22 protein-coding genes are annotated in these 18,833 nt (G+C 36.3%); 16 read left to right on the top strand and 6 right to left on the bottom strand.

Annotated features, from left to right (window positions below):
* Positions 1-12: 12 nt before the first annotated feature.
* A complete protein-coding gene (locus DMP02_RS03760) occupies positions 13-846 on the bottom strand; it encodes a papain-like cysteine protease family protein (protein ID WP_126322741.1) in 834 nt (277 codons plus the stop codon).
* Positions 847-1,166: 320 nt separating this feature from the next.
* Between DMP02_RS03760 and accD the strand changes: the two genes are divergently transcribed.
* Both accD and folC read left to right on the top strand, forming a co-directional pair.
* A complete protein-coding gene (gene accD, locus DMP02_RS03755) occupies positions 1,167-2,054 on the top strand; it encodes an acetyl-CoA carboxylase, carboxyltransferase subunit beta (RefSeq protein ID WP_126322740.1) in 888 nt (295 codons plus the stop codon).
* 123 nt (positions 2,055-2,177) lie between these two features.
* A complete protein-coding gene (gene folC, locus DMP02_RS03750; RefSeq protein WP_126322739.1) occupies positions 2,178-3,503 on the top strand; it encodes a bifunctional tetrahydrofolate synthase/dihydrofolate synthase in 1,326 nt (441 codons plus the stop codon).
* On the opposite strand, the gene DMP02_RS03745 is transcribed toward folC, so the two are convergent.
* Positions 3,468-5,549 (bottom strand): hypothetical protein, encoded by a 2,082-nt coding sequence (locus DMP02_RS03745; RefSeq protein WP_126322738.1) that lies wholly within the window; start codon positions 5,547-5,549, stop codon positions 3,468-3,470. The two genes, folC and DMP02_RS03745, sit on opposite strands and share 36 nt — an antisense overlap.
* A gap of 275 nt (positions 5,550-5,824) precedes the next feature.
* On the opposite strand from DMP02_RS03745, the gene DMP02_RS03740 reads away from it, so the two are divergent.
* From DMP02_RS03740 to lapB, 6 genes are all read left to right on the top strand, one after another.
* Positions 5,825-6,265, top strand: a complete 441-nt coding sequence (locus tag DMP02_RS03740; RefSeq protein ID WP_126322737.1) for an SPOR domain-containing protein — start codon at positions 5,825-5,827, stop codon at positions 6,263-6,265.
* Positions 6,266-6,271: 6 nt separating this feature from the next.
* Positions 6,272-7,054 carry an orotidine-5'-phosphate decarboxylase gene (gene pyrF, locus DMP02_RS03735; RefSeq protein ID WP_126322736.1) on the top strand — a complete coding sequence of 261 codons (783 nt, stop codon included), beginning with the start codon at positions 6,272-6,274 and terminating at the stop codon, positions 7,052-7,054.
* Positions 7,045-7,728, top strand: coding sequence for a (d)CMP kinase (gene cmk, locus DMP02_RS03730; protein ID WP_126322735.1), 684 nt, complete (start codon positions 7,045-7,047; stop codon positions 7,726-7,728). Before pyrF ends, cmk begins: the two co-directional genes overlap by 10 nt.
* Positions 7,729-7,829: 101 nt before the next feature.
* Positions 7,830-9,410: a 30S ribosomal protein S1 gene (gene rpsA / locus DMP02_RS03725; RefSeq protein WP_126322734.1), complete on the top strand. Its 1,581-nt coding sequence runs from the start codon at positions 7,830-7,832 to the stop codon at positions 9,408-9,410.
* Between the two features lie 71 nt (positions 9,411-9,481).
* Entirely contained in the window at positions 9,482-9,775 is a 294-nt protein-coding gene (locus DMP02_RS03720) for a LapA family protein (protein WP_126322733.1), read from the top strand.
* 1 nt (position 9,776) lies between these two features.
* Positions 9,777-10,967: a lipopolysaccharide assembly protein LapB gene (gene lapB / locus DMP02_RS03715; protein WP_126322732.1), complete on the top strand. Its 1,191-nt coding sequence runs from the start codon at positions 9,777-9,779 to the stop codon at positions 10,965-10,967.
* A 32-nt stretch (positions 10,968-10,999) separates the two neighbouring features.
* On the opposite strand, the gene DMP02_RS03710 is transcribed toward lapB, so the two are convergent.
* A complete protein-coding gene (locus DMP02_RS03710; protein ID WP_126322731.1) occupies positions 11,000-11,272 on the bottom strand; it encodes an NrdR family transcriptional regulator in 273 nt (90 codons plus the stop codon).
* Positions 11,273-11,479: 207 nt separating this feature from the next.
* Here DMP02_RS03710 and DMP02_RS03705 point away from each other — a divergent pair, with 207 nt between their 5' ends.
* Positions 11,480-12,208 carry a helix-turn-helix transcriptional regulator gene (locus DMP02_RS03705; RefSeq protein WP_126322730.1) on the top strand — a complete coding sequence of 243 codons (729 nt, stop codon included), beginning with the start codon at positions 11,480-11,482 and terminating at the stop codon, positions 12,206-12,208.
* A gap of 19 nt (positions 12,209-12,227) precedes the next feature.
* On the opposite strand, the gene DMP02_RS03700 is transcribed toward DMP02_RS03705, so the two are convergent.
* The gene (locus DMP02_RS03700) at positions 12,228-12,608 is read right to left on the bottom strand and encodes a response regulator (protein WP_126322729.1); all 381 of its coding nucleotides are present in this window, start codon (positions 12,606-12,608) and stop codon (positions 12,228-12,230) included.
* Between the two features lie 704 nt (positions 12,609-13,312).
* Between DMP02_RS03700 and DMP02_RS03695 the strand changes: the two genes are divergently transcribed.
* Positions 13,313-13,576, top strand: coding sequence for an NrdR family transcriptional regulator (locus tag DMP02_RS03695; protein WP_126322728.1), 264 nt, complete (start codon positions 13,313-13,315; stop codon positions 13,574-13,576).
* On the opposite strand, the gene DMP02_RS03690 is transcribed toward DMP02_RS03695, so the two are convergent.
* A complete protein-coding gene (locus DMP02_RS03690; RefSeq protein WP_126322727.1) occupies positions 13,551-14,195 on the bottom strand; it encodes a LexA family transcriptional regulator in 645 nt (214 codons plus the stop codon). The two genes, DMP02_RS03695 and DMP02_RS03690, sit on opposite strands and share 26 nt — an antisense overlap.
* A gap of 113 nt (positions 14,196-14,308) precedes the next feature.
* Here DMP02_RS03690 and DMP02_RS07560 point away from each other — a divergent pair, with 113 nt between their 5' ends.
* From DMP02_RS07560 to DMP02_RS07215, 3 genes are all read left to right on the top strand, one after another.
* Positions 14,309-14,608: an NrdR family transcriptional regulator gene (locus DMP02_RS07560; protein WP_456297830.1), complete on the top strand. Its 300-nt coding sequence runs from the start codon at positions 14,309-14,311 to the stop codon at positions 14,606-14,608.
* Positions 14,609-14,819: 211 nt separating this feature from the next.
* A complete protein-coding gene (gene gstA, locus DMP02_RS03685; RefSeq protein WP_126322726.1) occupies positions 14,820-15,428 on the top strand; it encodes a glutathione transferase GstA in 609 nt (202 codons plus the stop codon).
* Between the two features lie 68 nt (positions 15,429-15,496).
* The gene (locus DMP02_RS07215; protein WP_172593974.1) at positions 15,497-15,670 is read left to right on the top strand and encodes a hypothetical protein; all 174 of its coding nucleotides are present in this window, start codon (positions 15,497-15,499) and stop codon (positions 15,668-15,670) included.
* A gap of 51 nt (positions 15,671-15,721) precedes the next feature.
* Here DMP02_RS07215 and DMP02_RS03680 read toward each other — a convergent pair whose 3' ends face one another.
* Positions 15,722-15,979: an ankyrin repeat domain-containing protein gene (locus DMP02_RS03680; protein WP_331855841.1), complete on the bottom strand. Its 258-nt coding sequence runs from the start codon at positions 15,977-15,979 to the stop codon at positions 15,722-15,724.
* A gap of 281 nt (positions 15,980-16,260) precedes the next feature.
* On the opposite strand from DMP02_RS03680, the gene DMP02_RS03675 reads away from it, so the two are divergent.
* Genes DMP02_RS03675 through DMP02_RS03665 form a run of 3 tightly spaced genes read left to right on the top strand, consistent with a single transcriptional unit; the run spans position 16,261 to position 18,768 of the window.
* Positions 16,261-17,307, top strand: a complete 1,047-nt coding sequence (locus DMP02_RS03675) for a methionine ABC transporter ATP-binding protein (protein ID WP_126322724.1) — start codon at positions 16,261-16,263, stop codon at positions 17,305-17,307.
* A complete protein-coding gene (locus DMP02_RS03670) occupies positions 17,285-17,935 on the top strand; it encodes a methionine ABC transporter permease (RefSeq protein WP_126322723.1) in 651 nt (216 codons plus the stop codon). Before DMP02_RS03675 ends, DMP02_RS03670 begins: the two co-directional genes overlap by 23 nt.
* A 29-nt stretch (positions 17,936-17,964) precedes the next feature.
* Positions 17,965-18,768, top strand: a complete 804-nt coding sequence (locus DMP02_RS03665) for a MetQ/NlpA family ABC transporter substrate-binding protein (RefSeq protein ID WP_126322722.1) — start codon at positions 17,965-17,967, stop codon at positions 18,766-18,768.
* The last annotated feature ends 65 nt before the right edge of the window (positions 18,769-18,833 follow it).

Raw genomic sequence — 18,833 nt, 5'->3', positions numbered from 1 at the left:
TGCTTTTTATTCTTATCTTCTTCCAAATATAAGTTTTATTGTTTGTAAACGCGCATAAAGATCTTTTTTCGTCGATTTAGCTGGATTTTCTAACGTTTTTAAATTGACTAAAAGTGCGGAAAGACTTTTTATTTTGTTATTTTCCATTAAGAATTTTTTAACTTGGTTTTTATGTTTTTTACGAATATTCCATAAGGAATTTTTTGCATAATCAGTTAGAAAATCTATAATGGCTTGACATTGTCTGGCTTCATAACTCATTTTTTCAGGGCTAAAAAAATACGCATATTTTTTTGGTAAAGTAATTACTTGGCCTTGCTCAAAGGTAGATGACTGCTTTTTGAAGTGTTTTCCATTAAAAAATTTTGGTTGTGCTATCTCTATTTTTTTATCGCCATTCAATTGTGTTAACTCATCGATAGACATTATTCTGTTTGGCCCAGTTAATGGATCATGATAGATCAATTGATTATTAGAAAAGCCTATTACGACAACCGAATGTAGAACACCATATTTTAAGGGTAATGCTAATATAAAAGGGCCATTATCTTTCAGGTTTTGTTTAATCTCAGTAATAGCTATATTACTTAATTCAAAGCCGTCGTTGTCGGGTTCTCTTCCTTGAAAGGTGCCTCGTGAATTGATATTCATGGTTGCTATGGGATTTCCTATAAAATAGTATAGCATATTTTCGCTGGCATCTGTACATAAATTGGCATGTTGCTGGCTTAGATAACTTACCGGGTAAAAAACGCTTTGTGAGTCACCCTGAGTGTTTGTTACCGTGGCCTTTTTTTCTTGATGTTTATAGAAAATGAGCTTTACCAGCCAATTAAAATGTTTCATTTTTGTTTTTTTATTGTGATAGATATTTTTAGAGCGTATATACCACCCATTATGAGCAGTATATAATCAGTTTACTTTGGGAAAATTAAAGAAATATTAAATAGGTGCTTTGCTGAAAGTGATTTTCTGTAGAAGATAAAACTAAAATATCTCAGCATGGAGAAGCCAGAAATTCATTTCCGCCTTGTGCTATCTAGGGAAAAACTCGGTTTTTACTGGATTGCTTCTCCTCACGGCTCGTGCAATGATAGTGGTTCTTTGGTCCCCCACTAAGAGAATAATTAGGTAAAAAGTTTATTTTTTTTAGGAATATAGACAGTATGAGTTGGTTAAAAAAAGTAATTACGGGAATCCGCACGGTTGTTACAAAGACAACCGATGGGCCCGAACTATGGATTAAGTGTAAAGCGTGCCAAGCCACTTTATATCGGGCAGAATTTGAACGTAACTTAGCCGTTTGTCCTACCTGTACTCATCACCATCGTATTAAAGCCAGGCAGCGTTTACAGCAACTTCTCGACGAAACAGGCGAAGAAATAGGTGGTGAGATTGAAGCAGTGGATAGGCTTCGATTTAAAGATGAAAAATCTTATAAGGACCGTTTGAAGACAGCGATAAAAAAAACCGGTGAGAAAGAAGCGCTGGTGGTGATGCAAGGCCAGTTAAATGGAATCCCATTAATTGCCGCCGCCTTTGAGTTTGATTTTATGGGTGGTTCGATGGGCTCAGTGGTGGGTGCTCGTTTTATTCGTGGGGTGGAAACGGCGATAAAGTTGAATCTGCCTTTTATTTGTGTGGCTGCCAGTGGCGGTGCCCGAATGCAAGAAGGTTTTTTTTCATTGATGCAAATGGCGAAAACCAGTGCAGTATTAGGAAAACTTAAACAAGTTGGCTTGCCTTTTATATCCATATTGACTGATCCCACGATGGGTGGGGTATCGGCTAGTTTTGCGATGTTGGGCGATATTATTATTGCAGAGCCTAAAGCATTGATTGGGTTTGCAGGTCCTCGCGTGATTGAGCAAACAGTTCGTCAGGTATTGCCAGAAGGATTTCAGAGCAGTGAGTTTTTACTGCAGCATGGTGCTATCGACATGATAGTGGATAGACGCAAATTGAAAACCAAAATAGCGACATTGTTAAATAAATTGCTACAAGAGAATAATAACCACTACTCAATTTCTGCGCTTGATACAGATAATGAGTAGCCTTCTTTCTCCACACCTCATACTCACAGCAATAGGATTTTCGGCAGGTTGCCGCAAAAATAAGTACCTGCAGTGCATATGGAATACAATAAAGTCATGAATTGAAGCAACCGGAGTGTATACATGATACATGAGGATTATGAATTGAGCGGGAACGCTGCTGAAAATTCTAGTGCGAAGAGTAAAGAGGATTGGCTAAGCTATTTAGAAACCTTCCATCCTATAGCCATCGATTTAGGTTTAGAGCGCATTAAAATAGTGGCGGAGCGTCTTGGTGTCTTGGGTTTTGATTGCCCTGTTATTACGGTGGCTGGAACGAATGGAAAAGGTTCTTGTGTTGCATTAACCCAAGCGATTTTAGCGGCAGCGGGATATCGCGTAGGAACCTATACCTCACCTCATTTACTTGACTACAATGAACGCATACAAATAGCTGGAAAGCCGGTTAGCGATAGGGAATTATGTGAGGCATTCAACTGCATTGCCGAAGCGTGTGCTGAGGTTTCCTTAACGTATTTTGAATTTGGAACGTTAGCGGCGTTGTTATTATTTAAACAAGCACAATTGGATGCCATTATTTTAGAGGTGGGTCTTGGAGGCCGCTTGGATGCAGTTAATTGTGTGGATGCTGATATTTCTGTGATTAGCATGGTAGACTTAGATCATATGGAATGGCTAGGTGATACACGAGAACTGATTGCTAAAGAAAAAGCCGGTATTATGCGTCCGAATAAGCCTTGTGTTGTTGGTGACTTTTCACTTCCCGTATCGGTTTATGAGCATGCTAGGTTAGAAAATGTTTTTTTATATAGGCAAGGACAGCAATTTGACTATAAAAAACAGCTTTACTCCTGGTCATGGCAGAGTCAACAACAAAGCTTAACGGATTTACCCTTGCCAAAAATTGACTTACAGAATGCAGCGACTGTTTTGCAAACCATTGAATTACTTAGCCATCAATTTTCTATTAGATTAGAGGCCATAAAAGAAGGATTAAAACAGGTTTTTATTCCAGGTCGTTTTCAAATGATTGAACACGGCGATCTGCAATTTATTCTTGATGTTGCACATAATCCTGCTGGAGGAAGATGTTTAGCCAAAAGATTGACGCAAGAACCTTGTGCTGGAAAGACCCACGCGGTTGTTGGTATGTTAGTAGATAAAGATATCAGGAATACTTTAGCGCCATTGACGGCACAGATTGATCAGTTTTATTTGGCTGGTTTAGAGGTTTCTAGAGGGGCTACAGCAGAACAGTTAAATCAGCACTTGAGAGCATTAAATGCTAAAGATTCAGCACGAATATTTTCTTCGCCTGATATTGCAGTACAAGAGGTATGCAAAGTGGCCAGTAAAGGCGATCGTGTGCTTGTTTTTGGTTCATTTCATACCGTTAGTTTAGTGTTTGCTGCATTAGATAGTGCTACGGAGAAGGGTGTTATTGAGTAATAAGCTCTCACCCCTATCTGGGCTTGATTCTCTCTGGTCTTTTAATAAATGGGTGCTGATACTGGTTGGGTTAGACGAATAAGCTATAGTAGGCATCATCGCGTTATTTTCATCGTTTTCTTTGGTCGTTAGTTCAATTTTTTCCTGTTCATTACTAAATTCAATCATTTTTTCATCTAAAGCTAAAAGTTCCGTTTCTTCTTTTCTTAATGCGTCTAATTTATTTTTATAATTAAGAGGATCTAGATTATCTTTTAATTCCTCTAGCATAATAAAGAAAATAGGCACTAAAATAATCGCAAATATTAAGCTGGTGCAAAAATAGATTAAGGGTAGATAATAAAATTCCCATAGGCCGATAAGTGTAAAGCTGATAATAAATAGAGGCGTTTCTGTAGATAATAAAAGTAAAATATTTCCATCAAGAAAATTTATTTTTTTGATGGCTTCGATTAAATCTTGTTCTTTTTTTATTATTTCATCTTGTAAATTTTGTAAAATTTCTCGATATAGTTTGTTGGTAGTTAAAATAGCGGTATGACGCTCTAAAAAGGAAGCTTGTTCTTTTTTATCGGGTCCAATAATTTCCGTTATGATTTTAAAAAATTGCTGAGCGTTCGTTATAGTGACGAGATAACTATTATTTAAAGTATGATATTTTTTTGCGTTATAAAAACACAGCAATTGTTTATAAGTTAATTTAGCGCGAATAAAAGAGGCATCATCATCGTTAGTGTCGTAAAGCTCGGAGATAAAATCGGCACCTAACGCTTGAAAATCTATATCTATTAAGTAGCAATTGCTAAAATTAGCCTTTTTTTTATAAAAATAATTAAAAGCATTTTGACCTAATCGAAAAAATGCTTTGTTTGCATGAAACTGTTCTAAGGAAACATATTGATATAGTTTTTTTTCTTCAAAAGTAGATAAAAGATATTTTTCTTCATAATATAATTCGACATAACTCGAAATAAAGCCATAATCACCGTAATTATCACCCATTATGATATTAAACACCCAATTTTCTTCATTAAATTTAAATGTTTTTGTTTTTTTTTCTAAAATATTTTTATTTAATAAATAAACGATGACTTCTGTTCTTAGCTCTAGGGGTGGTTTAAGTTGAAAGTAGCCGTCATCTTCATCAATAGTATTAAATAGGCTATAAGATTTGATGGGTAAGTGTATTAGCTTATCATTAATAGTAGAAAAGGTAATATTAGTAGGAATAACTAAGCCAAAAGGAGAGACTTCCTTTTGGAATGGCGCTAGGGATTGCTTAGTTTGTAATTGTAGTTGTTCGGTAACGTATTCAATAATGGTTCGTACATTATATTGAGAACAGAAAAAATCTATAAACTCCTTTTTTTTATTCTCTGATAAAGGTTGGACGTACTGGTCTTCTTTAAAATCATGGTAGGTTGTATCGTCATCCAGTACATTTAAGCCTATTTTTTGAGTATAAATTAAAATAGCGTTAAAACTATGTACCGATTGGTTATTGTAGTAGCAACTATAATAACGATGAATGATCGCTTTGCGTAAATCAGTTAACCAACTCGATAGACTGATTTTATTGTTTAAGTCATCAAGAATTTGTTGTAATTTAGAATAGCAGCCTTCTGGGCAAACATTCGTTTCTGATAGATACGAAAAGACTAGCATTTTTTTATCAAAGTCATTATTAACTATCAAGAAATAAGTAATAATTTCTAATTGCTTTTTTATTTTTTCTTGGTAACGTTTAAAAAATGGATGCCAATATTTTTCTCTTAGTTCTTGAAGTGCTTTTATGCTTTCTTCTGATAGTTGGTTAGGTTCTATAGAGTTTTTTATAGTTTCTATTAATTTATCAAATAGCTGATTGATTTCAGCGTGTTTTTGACGAAGCTCAAGATAGAAACTATTGAAACCCTTTATGGCATCGAGGGTTTGATATTCTTCTTGCCAAAACTTTTCACTGTTTTTGAGAATATCGAGATCTTTTGGTTTCGGTTGAAAGGCATGCGCGGTTAATTTTGTAGTTTTTAAGAGGGTATCTAACACTAAAGTTCCCTTTTATTATAAAAATAAATTCCTATTATTTTCTTTACAATAATATAAAGAAACTATATTTATTGCAATACAATTAAAAAAGATCCCCCCGTCATGGCGAGCGAATGAAATGAGCGCGGCCATCTAGGAAAGACTTTCCTTTTTATTAGATTGCCACGCGCTACGCGCTCGCAATGACGATGAATTTTCTAGTGCTTCGCAATAATGAGGTTGTTAGGCTGAATGAATGGGTTATAATCCTATAGAATAAATTTTAGGGGAAAGAGGTGGCGCAATTAAGAAACAGTAGGGTCATTGCGGCGGTTGTCGTGACGGCGGTACTTATTATTTCTATACCTCCCCTTTACAAAAAGATGCCGGTGGAATTTAGATCCTTAACGATGCCGCATTGGCCTTTTTCCCCTACCCAAGAGCAATTTAATCCAGGCTCAAATCAAGCATTTATATCCCCTGCTCAGGCTTGGGTATTGCAAGTAGCTGATTTCAAGTTGCAGGAAAACTTAGCGGCCAATGCGCTGATGCAATCTTTACGCCAGAAGGGTTTTAAGGCGTATATGCGCCAAGTGATCCTTTCTACGGGTCCTGCGCTGCGTATTTTTGTTGGGCCTGAAATTAAGTCGGCAAAACTAAAAACCTTAGCCGATCAATTAAATAAGGAAATGCAACTTAAGCCCATGATGACTGCCTTTGATCCTTTACTCTTCTAATCGCCCATGTTAAAAAAAATTAAAAAACTACCTTATACCGATCGCCTTAACTATTGTGTTAATAAAACGGCAAAACGTTTGTGTGAAATTATAGCGAGTAAACAATCTAATCTTTGTTTATCAGCCGATATAACTGACAGTGAAAAACTATTAAATTTGGTTGATCGTGTCGGTTCAGAAATTTGTTTATTAAAAACACATATCGATATTCTTAGTGATTTTGATGCCAATTTTTTGATAGCGCTCAAAGTCTTGGCACAAAAGCATACTTTTTTGATCTTTGAGGATAGAAAATTTGCCGATATTGGCCATACGGTGAAACAGCAATATGCAGGGGGACTCTATAAAATTGTTGAGTGGGCTGATATTAGTAATGCGCATACGGTTCCCGGGCCTGGGATTATTCAAGGGCTACAAGAAGTGGGCAGCTTTAAGCAGCGTGGGTTATTACTGCTAGCAGAAATGAGTTCTGTAGGTTCGCTTGCTAGGGGTAGCTATACCCAAGCCAGTGTCAAAATGGCTGAAGATTACACTGATTTTGTGATGGGCTTTATTGCGCAAAGACAGTTAACTCAGAATCCTGGACTCATCCATATGACGCCGGGCGTACAATGGCATCAGGTGGATGACAGCTTAGGTCAGCGCTATATCTTACCTGAGCAGGCTATTCTGGAAAATGGAACCGATATTATCATTGTGGGGCGGGGTATTTATCAGGCCAGCGACCCGTTGCTTGAAGCGAGGCGATACCGAGAAGCTGCCTGGGAAGCCTATTTATCATGTTGTTAGAGAGTACCTCAGCCCCCGTTATTACTATTGACGGCCCCGGTGGGTCTGGAAAAGGCACAGTCAGTAGCCAATTAGCTGAAAAACTAGGTTGGCATTTTTTAGATAGCGGCGCTATTTACCGTGCTTTTGCCTTTATAGCAGTAGCGACTGCTACTCCCTTAGAAGAGGTGTCGTTACTTCCTTTAGTCAATCAATTAACACTGCGCTTTATTAGCAACCCTACCGATAATAAGCTTAAAATTCTCTGGGAAGAGCGTGATATTACCGAGGATATACGAACCGAGGAGTCTGGACGTTTGGCCTCCAGACTAGGTGCTTACCCTAAGGTTCGGGAAGCCTTACTCGATTACCAGCGAGCCTTTAGAAAGGCCCCCGGTTTGGTCGCTGATGGCCGAGATATGGGAACTGTCGTTTTCCCCGATGCTGTGCTCAAAATCTTCCTTTTCGCTAGCCCAGAAGAACGTGCAAAACGACGCTATTTACAGTTGAAGGCGAGGGGGAAGCGTGTTAGCCTTGACGCAGTACGGACAGAGCTTGACCAACGTGATAATCAGGATAAACAGCGTTCTACCGCGCCTTTAAAAGCTGCCAAAGATGCCTTTATGATCGATACCACGCATTTAAGTGTTCAGGACGTGCTGCAGCGTATCCTAGATAAACTGCAAGTGGGATAAATGGGGGTCATTATTTTGCAATAATGACTGAATATTAACTGCGCATTTTTTTGCGCTATTTTTACAATGGTTCTCTAAAAAAGAACAAGTGATATAACGATATGACAGAGAGTTTTAAGCAATTACTTGAGGAAAGTTTCTCAGATCGAGTTTTTCATACAGGAATGATCATCAGCGGTACGGTAGTTCGAATTGAAAAAGACCGTGTTGTTGTGAATGCTAATTTAAAATCAGAAGGTCTAATTCCTATAGAACAATTCTATAACGAAGCGGGCGAATTAGAAGTTCAGGTAGGCGACCAAGTTGATGTTAGCATTGAATCTTTAGAAGATGGTTTTGGTGAAACACGTTTATCGCGTGAAAAAGCAAAACGTGCTGAAATGTGGACTTCACTACAAAAAGCACATGATGCAGGCTCTATTATAAAAGGTTTTGTAACGGGCAAAGTGAAGGGTGGTTTTACCGTAGAATTAGGCAATGTCCGTGCTTTCTTACCAGGATCCTTGGTTGATGTTCGACCTGTTCGAGATTCCAGTATTATTGAAAATAAAGAACTTGAATTTAAAGTCATTAAACTTGATCCGAAGCGTAATAATATCGTTTTATCACGTCGTGCTGTTCTTGAATCAGAAGGGCAAGCCGGTCGCGAACAATTATTAACAGAGTTAGAAGAAGGCCAAGTTATCAAAGGTATTGTGAAGAACTTAGCTGATTATGGTGCTTTCATTGATTTAGGCGGCATCGATGGTTTACTTCACGTCACTGATATTTCTTGGAAGCGTGTTAAACACCCAAGTGAAGTGTTAACCATAGGCGATGAAATTGAAGTTATTGTTCTGAAGATTGAAAAAGAACGAGGACGTGTTTCATTAGGATTAAAACAATTAGCCGGTGATCCTTGGTTAGACCTCATTAAGCGTTACCCTGTTGGCACACGCTTAAAAGGAAAAGTAACCAATGTCACTGATTATGGTTGCTTCGTAGAAATTGAAGAAGGCGTAGAAGGCTTAGTCCACGTCTCTGAAATGGATTGGACCAACAAAAATATTAATCCGAACAAGATAGTGCAAGTAGGTATGGAAATTGAGGTCGTTGTTTTAGATATCGATCTGGATCGATGTCGTATTTCTTTAGGGATTAAACAATGTCAATTAAATCCATGGGAAGATTTTGCCAATACGCATGTAAAAGGTGAGCACATTACCGGCAAAATTAAATCGATTACCGATTTTGGACTTTTCATCGGTTTATCAGGCGGCATCGACGGATTAGTTCATCTTTCGGATATTGCTTGGAACCTATCGGGTGAAGAAGCGGTACGAAAATATAAAAAAGGTGATGAGCTCGAAACCGTTATTTTATCGATTGATCCCGAGCGTGAGCGTATTTCACTCGGAATTAAACAATTAGAGAATGAAAATGCCTCACTTTCTGCTCATCCCTTTGATAACTATGTGAAAGATCAATGGGTAAAAGGGAAAGTACGAGCCATTGAAACTGATGTCATTAAAGTTGATTTAGGAAATAATGTAGAAGCTGAAATTAAAACCTCAGAGTTAGGCGAAGAGGGTAAAACCTTTGAAGTCGGACAAGAAATTGAAGCTAGGATTTTAGATATTGATCGTAAAAATCATATCCTTTCTCTTTCTTTATCTCCATTAGAAGAAAAATCATCTATTTAATAGACTTATAGCAATTGCATACCCCACGTTAAAACGTGGGGTAATTGTTAGATAGGAAGGGTATTAGTTTTATGCGCATCCTAACTTATTTGTTCCTCATTTTATTAGTTCTTTTCGCCCTTACGTTTGCCGGTCTTAATGCAGCGCCGGTCAGTATTAATTATTATCTAGGAACAGCACAATTACCGCTTTCCTTATTAGCCATATTAAGTTTTATTCTAGGTGGTTTATTAGGGTTGCTAACCGCTTTTAGTATCTATGTGAAATTAAAATATGCGAATCGACGCTTACGACACCGCTTAAAATTAGTTGAGGAAGAGCTAATTAATCTGCGTGCTTTGCCTCTTAAAGATCATCCTCACTAGTATGCTGGAACTATTATTTTTATTACTTCCTTTTGCGGCGGCTTCAGGCTGGTATGCGGCTTATTACCATTTTTCTCACTCTACCTCCAATAAAAAAAATGACTTCAATCGTGAATATTTATTGGGCTTAAACTATTTATTAAATGAGCAAGCCGATAAAGCGGTTGATACCTTTATTAAAATCCTAGAAGTTGATACCGAAACCGTTGAGACACACTTGGCACTGGGTGTTTTGTTTAGGCGCCGAGGTGAAATCGATCGTGCTATTCGGTTGCATCAAAACTTGATTGCCAGACCCCAATTACCTAAATCACAAAAAATACAGGCATTATTAGCATTAGGCCAAGATTATTATTATGGTGGATTATTAGATAGGGCAGAGCGTTTATTTTTTGAGGTCGCAACGAATGAAGAGGATAATGAATATACCCGCGTCGCATTACGTTATTTGTTAGAAATTTACCAACAACAAAAACGTTGGGAAGTCGCCATAAAAAATGCTAAAAAAATCTCTAAATGGGAACCACGCATTATTAAAAATATTGCCCATTACTATTGTGAGTTGGCACTCGGCACAGTGAAGAATAAACCCTCACCAAAAGAAGCGATCATATTTCTAGAGCAAGCGCTGAAGTATGATCCAAGTTGTGTACGTGCTACGCTAATGAAAGGTGAAATAGCTATCAAAGCAGGAAAATGGGAAAAGGCCATTCAGATATACCAAAGCATTAAAAAGCAAGATCCAGACTATATTACCGAAACACTATCGCCTTTGAGTCAGTGTTATCTAAAACGTGAATCAGGTGAAGTGGATTGGCTTAATTATTTATATACAACATTATCTGAATACTCAAAAATATCTATTTGTCTGGCTATTGTAAAATTGATCCAAGAAAAAAATAGAGAAAAAGCACAGCAGTTTCTTGTTCAGCAATTAGAAAGTAGTCCTTCCTTACAGGGTTTATATCATTTAATTGATTTACACTTAGGCGAAGAGCATTTTTCCAGTGAAGAAAAAATACATAAAGATAAGCAGATAAATAACTTAGCTATTCTAAAGACACTGATGGCTAAGCTATTACAAAACAAACCTATTTATCGTTGTCTACGTTGTGGATTTAATAGTAAATTTTTAGACTGGTTTTGTCCGGCTTGTCGTAATTGGAGTACGATTAAGCCAGATAGATTATAAGCAAAGATAAATATTTCTGAGTTAAACCTAAGCTATTTCGGAATAAATCTATCCATGGCTAGGCCCATCGATTGCCCTAACGCGGTCAACAATCTAAGGATTTCCTTATAGATTTCGGCTGGGGTGGCATTTTTAGTCGCTAGATGGTCGATCGAATGCGTATTCGAATCCTTTTGAATTTCTTCACAGGTTGTCCAAGCTTGACTACAGTGATAACATCGCCGGCGACGTTTAACGACACGGCCATTTTCTTTTTCTCTAGAATCTGATACTTGTATTTTTCTATAACAGATAGGACATTTCATATATTCCCTTATATTTATTGTCTTGTTATAAAAAATTATCAAAAAAGCATAAGCGTTTAAATAAAAATCAATATGAAGGCGCGCTATTACTTTAGGTGCCAATATTTAGAGCGCATGAGGATATTGTTTATAAATTAAACAATTATTAAGACTTTATTAAATATTAAATGGTATACTAGTAAATTCTGAAAATTAGGAGTGATTTTTATGAAATTAACAAAAGAAGAAAAAAAGAAAAAGTTAATAGCCTATGCCGAAAAATTTCCTATTAACGATATACCTGGAATTAATTCTATAAGAGATGTGGAGGAAGGTAAATTTATTCGGGTATCGAAAGTAGGAGTAGAAATTTCAGGTTATGAAAACGAAGATCAAATGTTTGATACAACTTATAGCGAATTGAAATCAGAGGCCCATAAAGTGCATGACATATGGGAAAAGGATGAAAAGTACGCTAGCGATACTAGAAATATTGTTAAAGTTATTTCATATGCAAATTTTGATACAGGATGGAAAATTTTACTTGGACATCAAAAACCTTTGATAGATAAAAAATCTAATGAAGTATTAGGTATCATAAATAATTTTATAGATATCACTGAAAACGCATTCTTAGATGTAGGACGGCTTATTTTAATGGAAAATAATGGGCTAAAAAGAAAACAATTCCAATATAGAGTACAAGATAATCAAGGGTTTGAAGGGCTGACTAAAAGAGAGCAAGAAGTTCTATTTTGGTATAACCATGGTATTAATTCCATCGGAATTTCCAGACGATTATCTAGGCCCGGTAGACCCATTATACCTAGTACCGTTAGATCCTATCTTGAAAAAGTAAAATTAAAACTAGGCGTGACGACTAAAGAACAACTATTAGAAAAATCCATTTCTATAGGATTCATGTGTACGGTCCCTGAATCTCTATTTGTAGATTAAATTTCGACAATAGACTATCTTATGGTATAGGGTAGTCTATTGGATTACCATACCTAGAGATAATATTAGCGAGGAAATCAAGTTTAAATGGCTTCATTAGAATTTCATTTACACCCTCATATTCAAGCGCTAGGAATTTTTCGTATTGCGCTGTCATAAGGATAATAGGTGTTAGTTTATCGGTTTTTCTAAGTTCCTTGCAAAATTCTATACCATCCATCTCTGGCATTCTCAAATCGGTAAAAATCAAATCAATTTTTTTATTTTTATTCTGTTTAATAAAATCTAAAGCAATTTGACCATTTTCTTTTATCAAGGGTTTTATGTTTAGGTATCGATTAAAAAAAATACTTAATACTTTTTGTAGAATCCGATTATCTTCTACAATTAAGATGTTCATATTATTACCTTATATTTATCGTTAATTAACGCTTTTTTTAAAGGAATTTAAATGAAAAAAAATAGTTAAAATGTCTATGACGTTTTGTCTAGGGAAAATACTTACATAAATGTGTGTACCAATACATTTTTATTCCTAGCCTGATTTACTACATTATAGTAAATGCCTATCTATGTATTTTGCTATGCTATTAATGGTTTTTTTATAAATTTAATAAGGAGGTGCTTAAATGAAAAAAGATACGTGGTCACATATTAAAGCAAAAAGAAATTGATGATCTAAAGCAGAATGAAGAAAAAGTAGAACACGTACCTATTGATAAATTAAGTAATGATTTATCGCTTTGTAAAAAAAATAATATTGAATTAATAAATCAGATCAGATCTTTAGCAGCACAACTAAATAATAGTCGAAACGATTGTTAGCGTTAACACTACGGGTAATTTAATGAAAAACTATAGCGAGATTGATAAATCACAATATGGATTTTTGTTGAATCTAAAAGAATTGTACAACATAATCAATAAAAAATGTGTAGTTCAATCTAATCTAACTAATCAGTATTTTATATATCTAAGGAACGTGGCAAGATCACTCAAAATATTGGTATATAAAGCAAAAGAATACCTTATATTGATTTTTATTTAAACGCTTATGTTTTTTTGGTAATTTTTTATAACAAGACAATAAATATAAGGGAATATATGAAATGTCCTACCTGTTATAGAAAAATACAAGTATCAGATTCCAGAGAAAAAGCCAGTGGCAGTGTTGTTAAACGTCGCCGGCGATGTTATCACTGTAGTCAAGTTTGGACAACCTGTGAAGAGATTCAAAAGGATGATGCTAATAGTCATTTGATTAACAAGTTACTGAAGAGAAATTTAACCCCAGATGAAACCTATAAGGAAATCCTTAGGCTATTGGTTGTATTAGGACAATCTATGGACCTTGCAAATAGGGGATAATATTTTTATTACGAAATAGTTTACGTTGTTCAATCATGACAGCAATTATTTTAATGGGTGGCTCAAATAGAATAGAGGCATACTTACTATTAAGTGGCTTAAGCAGGTAGTTATTTTTTCGAAATAAAAGCTGTCGAAATAAAATAGGTGATTCTTTAGAGGCCGTGATAGCAATGACATAATCGTTCGGAGCAGGGCATTTATTTGGCGAAATAATGATGATATCTCTTGGTTTAAAGCTATCACTATTTATTTTTTCTGATACCATTGAATTATCTTCTAAATAAAAACCAACTTTTTGTTTATGCTTATAAAAATCGGATATATTTTGTTGAAACCAAGCTAAAAAACTTTTAGGGGAAGGTAAAATGGGAATAGTTAATTGATTATTTTTCATTGATTTTCCCGTCAATATCCAGTCAACTGTGACTGAGCACGTATTAGAAATATTAACCAATAAGTTAGTATCAGCATAACTGCCTCGTTTGTTTTTTTCATAATCATGAATGGTTTGTTGTGTAGTTTTTACTTCTTTTGCTAATTGGATTTGTGTCAAACCTTTTGCCTTTCGTGCTAAACGAAGTCGATAGCCTTTCGTTTCTGTATAGCTTTTTTTCATTTTAATTTATCTCCTTGACATATAACAGCATATTGCTGTATTTTTTATATTGATAACCTATAGAGAGATAAGAATATAACCACATTTGTCATATTTATCTAAAATAAAAAAGGATGTTGTATGCCGCTTCAGGGGAATCAATCATGAAATGTTTTTATTGCGGCTATTTGAAAACAATTGTCTTGGATTCCAGAGGAAAAGAAAATTTCTCTAAAGTAATGCGTAGACGTTGTTGCCCTAAATGTAGAAAACGTTCAACCACGTGTGAAATAATCGATGAATCTTATAAGAGTATAGCTGTGGATTTCTCATCAAATCCATCGTTTATAGCATTGTATAAAGCGATTATTAAGCAAATGAATTTATTAGAAAAGACTATAAAATTAATAAATCCGGACAAAAGGTTCTATTAAAAGATAATATTTTTTACATCACTTTCCATTGGCTACGCCAAAGCCATTTATTTTCTTGTTCGGCGAATTTATCGAATCAAACTACAACAGCCGAAGTAGGGCGGGCAATTGTGTATAGTTTTAGCTTGATTTTTAGTAAATTCAAGTTAGACGAAAGTTTTTATTATCTTATTAAAGGCTGCTATTATAGAATGAATGTAAGGAGCTCACAATGAAACTATTTTATAGTCCGGGTGCTTGTTCGTTATCCCCCCATATTGTATTACGTGAAATAGGACTAGATTTCACCTTAGAGAAAGTCGATTTAGCGCAAAAGAAAACTGAATTAGGTACAAACTATCTGACCATCAACCCAAAAGGCAAAGTGCCTGCACTTTTATTGGATGATGGTAGTTTACTGACTGAAGGGGTGGCAATCGTGCAATATTTAGCGGACCAGCTACCAAGCTGCAACTTGATTCCACCGCTTGATAGTTTATTACGCTACCATACCATTGAATGGCTTAGTTACATCTCGACAGAGCTGCATAAGGGTTTTAGTCCCTTGTTTAACCCAAAAACACCAGAGGAATATAAGATAATCGTGCGCGAAAATCTGGATAAGCAATTCAATTACCTCGATACTGCATTAAAAGAAAATCAGTACCTACAAAACGATCACTTCAGTGTAGCAGATGCGTATTTGTTTACTATTTTGCGTTGGGCAGTTGCTATGAAGTTTGATATTCACCAAAAAAAATATTTAGGCGCTTATTTTGACCGCGTTGCGATGCGTCCCGCTGTGGATGCAGCGCTTATTGAAGAAGGCCTTAAAAAATAATAGAACCAAGCCGTATATATCCTGAAATAGAAAGCAAATTAGAAGAACTTCAAGTAAAAGCTGACACTTTGTCTAAAGAATACCAAGAGAAAGTGCTTGATGTAATCAAAAATTCTCGTCCAATTTTAGAAAAATATAGAGGAATTCGGAGAATTTTAGAAAATATATTAGAAGCAGTTGATAGGCTAACAGGTATTAAGAGTATTATGGAAAAATTAACTGAAAAAAAAATTACTTTCTAACTTCCGATAAGAAAACTTATCGGAAGTCGGAAGTTTGGGTAGTGATGAGTTCTATTTCGCTGAATAATGGTTGGTAACCGGCGTAGCCGTTGCATCAACATCATTCTCTGTTGCTGCATTATCACCTCTGTTGGTGGGAGCACGGTTAAAAAATATAGGACCTGCTGCCAGACTTAATTCTGGGCTTAGAAGCAAGCGTTTACTTTCAGGCTTAGCAATATCAGATGCTTTCTGTCCCTCATTATTTTTTATATTCACATTAGCCCCTGATTTTATTAGGGTTTTAACTATATTTAGATGGCTATTCATTTATTTAGATGGCTATTCATTGCAGCTAAATGTAAAGCCGTATTACCATTAGGATTCTGCGTGTCTCTGTGAATTATCGTATTAAGCATAATCTATCTCCTGTATTATTTGTTGAATTAAATTAAGCACAACATTCTAACAAACAACTTCAATTACTCAAAGCATAAATTAATTATAAAATGGATAATTTTTATCAATCGACGTTACAACTCGCTTTTTTATAATCTAAAGAATAAAATCTTGGTTCTATGAATGAGGTTAAAAATTAATATTGTGTCGTCATGTTAAAACTGGTAGATATTGAAAAAACATATGGTACGCAAGTTAAACCCTTGCATGTATTACATAAAATTAATCTTGAGATTAAGCAAGGGGAAATTTTTGGTATCGTGGGACAAAGCGGCGCTGGAAAAAGCACCCTCCTCCGCTGTATTAACCTCTTGGAGAAGCCTACGCGCGGCCAAGTATGGATAGAAAATCGGGAGATTACCGCTTTAAAACCAAAACAATTACGCTGTGTCAGGCGCCAAATAGCTATGATCTTTCAGAATTTTAATCTACTTTCTTCCAAGACAGTTTATGAAAATGTTGCGTTGCCTCTACGGTTTGCTCATACAGCAAAAAATGAAATAGATGATAAAGTAAGTTCTTTATTGGCTTTAACCGGGTTAAGTGATAAACAACTTTGTTATCCAGCCGAGCTCAGCGGCGGTCAAAAACAACGTGTTGCGATCGCCCGAGCACTGGCATATCAACCTAAAATATTACTTTGTGACGAGGCTACTTCTGCGCTGGATCCTGAAACAACTAAAAATATTCTTCAGTTGCTACAAGAGATTAATCAGCGTCTTGGATTGACTATCTTTCTCATTACGCATGAAGTGGAAGTCATAAAAACACTGTGTGATCGCGTCGCCTTGTTGGATCGAGGTCACTTGGTAGAGGTTGCTGATATTGTTAGTTTTTTTACGCAGCCCTCAAGCGCTTTAGCGAAAAAATTTGTGTATCATTCGCTAAAACAGGAGCTTCCGCCTTTATTACAAATGCGTCTTAAACCCACTAGAAAAAAAAATAGCCACGCGGTATTACGCATTTTATTTCACGGTCGCGCAGCAGCCGAACCCTTAATTGCACATTTAATGCGTAAAATAGGCATACACCTTAATATTTTACAAGCCAATATTGAGCTTTTAAAAGACGTCACTTTGGGTATTATGGTGGCCGAAGTGATGGGTGATCAAGCACCGTTACAACAAGGTATCGATTATTTAATTGCTAAAGGTCTTCAGGTTGAGGTGATGGGTTATGTCGATGGATCTATTGTTTGAATTAATGAATGCAACAGCAGAAACCCTGTATATGGTTTTGCTTTCGGGCTCCCTCGCTTTTATCCTGGGGTTGCCTTTAGGTGTGTTACTTTTTGTCACGCGTCCTAATAAGCTATTACCGCATCCACTACTTAATCGATGTTTAGCGATGCTCATTAATATTACCCGTTCTATTCCATTTATTATTTTAATGGTGGCCATCATTCCATTGACTCGATTACTAGTAGGAACCTCGATTGGAACCAATGCGGCGATTGTCCCCTTAAGCTTAGCGGCAATCCCTTTTTTTGCGCGCATGGTTGAGAATAGCCTTAATGAGCTATCTCCAGGCCTGATAGAGGCTGGTCAAGCCATGGGGGCCTCCTCTTTCCAGCTGATACAAGCTATTTTACTGGCTGAAGCGAGGCCTGGCATTATCAATAGTTTAACGATTACCTTAATTAATTTAGTAGCTTATTCAGCGATGGCGGGTGCAGTAGGAGGTGGTGGCTTAGGCGATCTCGCGATACGATATGGGTATCAACGATTTGATATGGGCGTTATGCTAGCTACCATTGTGATTTTGATAGCTTTCGTACAAGGTATACAATATGTGGGCGATCGATGGGTCAAACGGGTTTCCCACTAGAGATAGTATAGAAAGAGATTTATTCAACCATGCTAAAAAAATTTTTAAGTCTATTCTTTGTATTCAGTTGTTTTGTCTGCAGTCTGAGTGGATGCTATTCAAAAAGTGATGCCGAGCAAATTCGTGTAGGGACTATCAGTGGTCCTGAAACCCAATTAATGCAAGTGGCTAAATCAGTTTTATTAAAACAATCGGATTTGCACCTAAAAATTATTGAGTTTTCAGATTACTCACTGCCAAATAGGGCATTAAGTGAAGGTAGTTTAGATGCCAATATGTTTCAACATCAAATTTTTTTAGATGAGGAAAATAAACAGCAGCATTATCACTTAATCCCTATCGCGAAGCTTTTTATTTATCCGATGGGTATTTATTCTAAAAAAATACAGGCTTTAGACAAAATCAAACAAAATGCTATTGTCGCTATTCCGAATGATCCAAGTAATGAAGCGCGTGCGCTCTCATTACTCCAGCAAGCTGGACTGCTAAAGTTAAATCCAAATGCAAAAAATCTTGCTACGCCACGGGATATTATGGCTAATCCTAAAAATTTACAGATTAAAGAGTTAGATGCCGCGCAATTAACCCGTTCATTGCCTGATGTAGATGCGGCAGTCATTAATACCAATTATGCGGTACTCGCAAACCTTTATCCTCAACAAGATGCATTGTTTTCCGAAAATAAAAATTCAGCGTACGCTAACTTGTTAGTGTCAAAAGAAAAGGATAAAGACAATCCAAAACTACAAGTACTGGTAAAAGCCTTGCACTCGCCGGAAGTATTAGCCGCTGCGCAACAACTATTTCATGGTCAAGCCATTCCTGCCTGGTAGATTGCCACGCGTCTTCGCTGTCATTGCGAGCGAAGCGCGGCAATCGCAATGACGAGAACATAAAA

The organism is Candidatus Rickettsiella viridis, assembly GCF_003966755.1.
GTDB lineage: Bacteria > Pseudomonadota > Gammaproteobacteria > Diplorickettsiales > Diplorickettsiaceae > Rickettsiella_B > Rickettsiella_B viridis.
The sequence above is the reverse complement of the archived record's forward strand: the minus strand, read 5'-3'. Positions and strand labels throughout refer to the sequence as shown.

Excerpts from the sequence above, each read along its gene's own strand:
- folC (WP_126322739.1), top strand. The coding sequence starts at position 2,178 with ATGATACATGAGGATTATGAATTGAGCGGGAACGCTGCTGAAAATTCT.
- DMP02_RS03690 (WP_126322727.1), bottom strand. The coding sequence starts at position 14,195 with ATGAAAAAAAGCTATACAGAAACGAAAGGCTATCGACTTCGTTTAGCA.
- DMP02_RS03760 (WP_126322741.1), bottom strand. The coding sequence starts at position 846 with ATGAAACATTTTAATTGGCTGGTAAAGCTCATTTTCTATAAACATCAA.
- gstA (WP_126322726.1), top strand. The coding sequence starts at position 14,820 with ATGAAACTATTTTATAGTCCGGGTGCTTGTTCGTTATCCCCCCATATT.
- cmk (WP_126322735.1), top strand. The coding sequence starts at position 7,045 with ATGTTGTTAGAGAGTACCTCAGCCCCCGTTATTACTATTGACGGCCCC.
- DMP02_RS03700 (WP_126322729.1), bottom strand. The coding sequence starts at position 12,608 with ATGAACATCTTAATTGTAGAAGATAATCGGATTCTACAAAAAGTATTA.
- lapB (WP_126322732.1), top strand. The coding sequence starts at position 9,777 with ATGCTGGAACTATTATTTTTATTACTTCCTTTTGCGGCGGCTTCAGGC.
- DMP02_RS03670 (WP_126322723.1), top strand. The coding sequence starts at position 17,285 with ATGTCGATGGATCTATTGTTTGAATTAATGAATGCAACAGCAGAAACC.
- DMP02_RS03710 (WP_126322731.1), bottom strand. The coding sequence starts at position 11,272 with ATGAAATGTCCTATCTGTTATAGAAAAATACAAGTATCAGATTCTAGA.
- DMP02_RS03675 (WP_126322724.1), top strand. The coding sequence starts at position 16,261 with ATGTTAAAACTGGTAGATATTGAAAAAACATATGGTACGCAAGTTAAA.
- DMP02_RS03705 (WP_126322730.1), top strand. The coding sequence starts at position 11,480 with ATGAAATTAACAAAAGAAGAAAAAAAGAAAAAGTTAATAGCCTATGCC.
- DMP02_RS03665 (WP_126322722.1), top strand. The coding sequence starts at position 17,965 with ATGCTAAAAAAATTTTTAAGTCTATTCTTTGTATTCAGTTGTTTTGTC.
- DMP02_RS03695 (WP_126322728.1), top strand. The coding sequence starts at position 13,313 with ATGAAATGTCCTACCTGTTATAGAAAAATACAAGTATCAGATTCCAGA.
- accD (WP_126322740.1), top strand. The coding sequence starts at position 1,167 with ATGAGTTGGTTAAAAAAAGTAATTACGGGAATCCGCACGGTTGTTACA.
- DMP02_RS03720 (WP_126322733.1), top strand. The coding sequence starts at position 9,482 with ATGCGCATCCTAACTTATTTGTTCCTCATTTTATTAGTTCTTTTCGCC.
- rpsA (WP_126322734.1), top strand. The coding sequence starts at position 7,830 with ATGACAGAGAGTTTTAAGCAATTACTTGAGGAAAGTTTCTCAGATCGA.
- DMP02_RS07560 (WP_456297830.1), top strand. The coding sequence starts at position 14,309 with ATGTTGTATGCCGCTTCAGGGGAATCAATCATGAAATGTTTTTATTGC.
- DMP02_RS03680 (WP_331855841.1), bottom strand. The coding sequence starts at position 15,979 with ATGAATAGCCATCTAAATATAGTTAAAACCCTAATAAAATCAGGGGCT.
- pyrF (WP_126322736.1), top strand. The coding sequence starts at position 6,272 with ATGTTAAAAAAAATTAAAAAACTACCTTATACCGATCGCCTTAACTAT.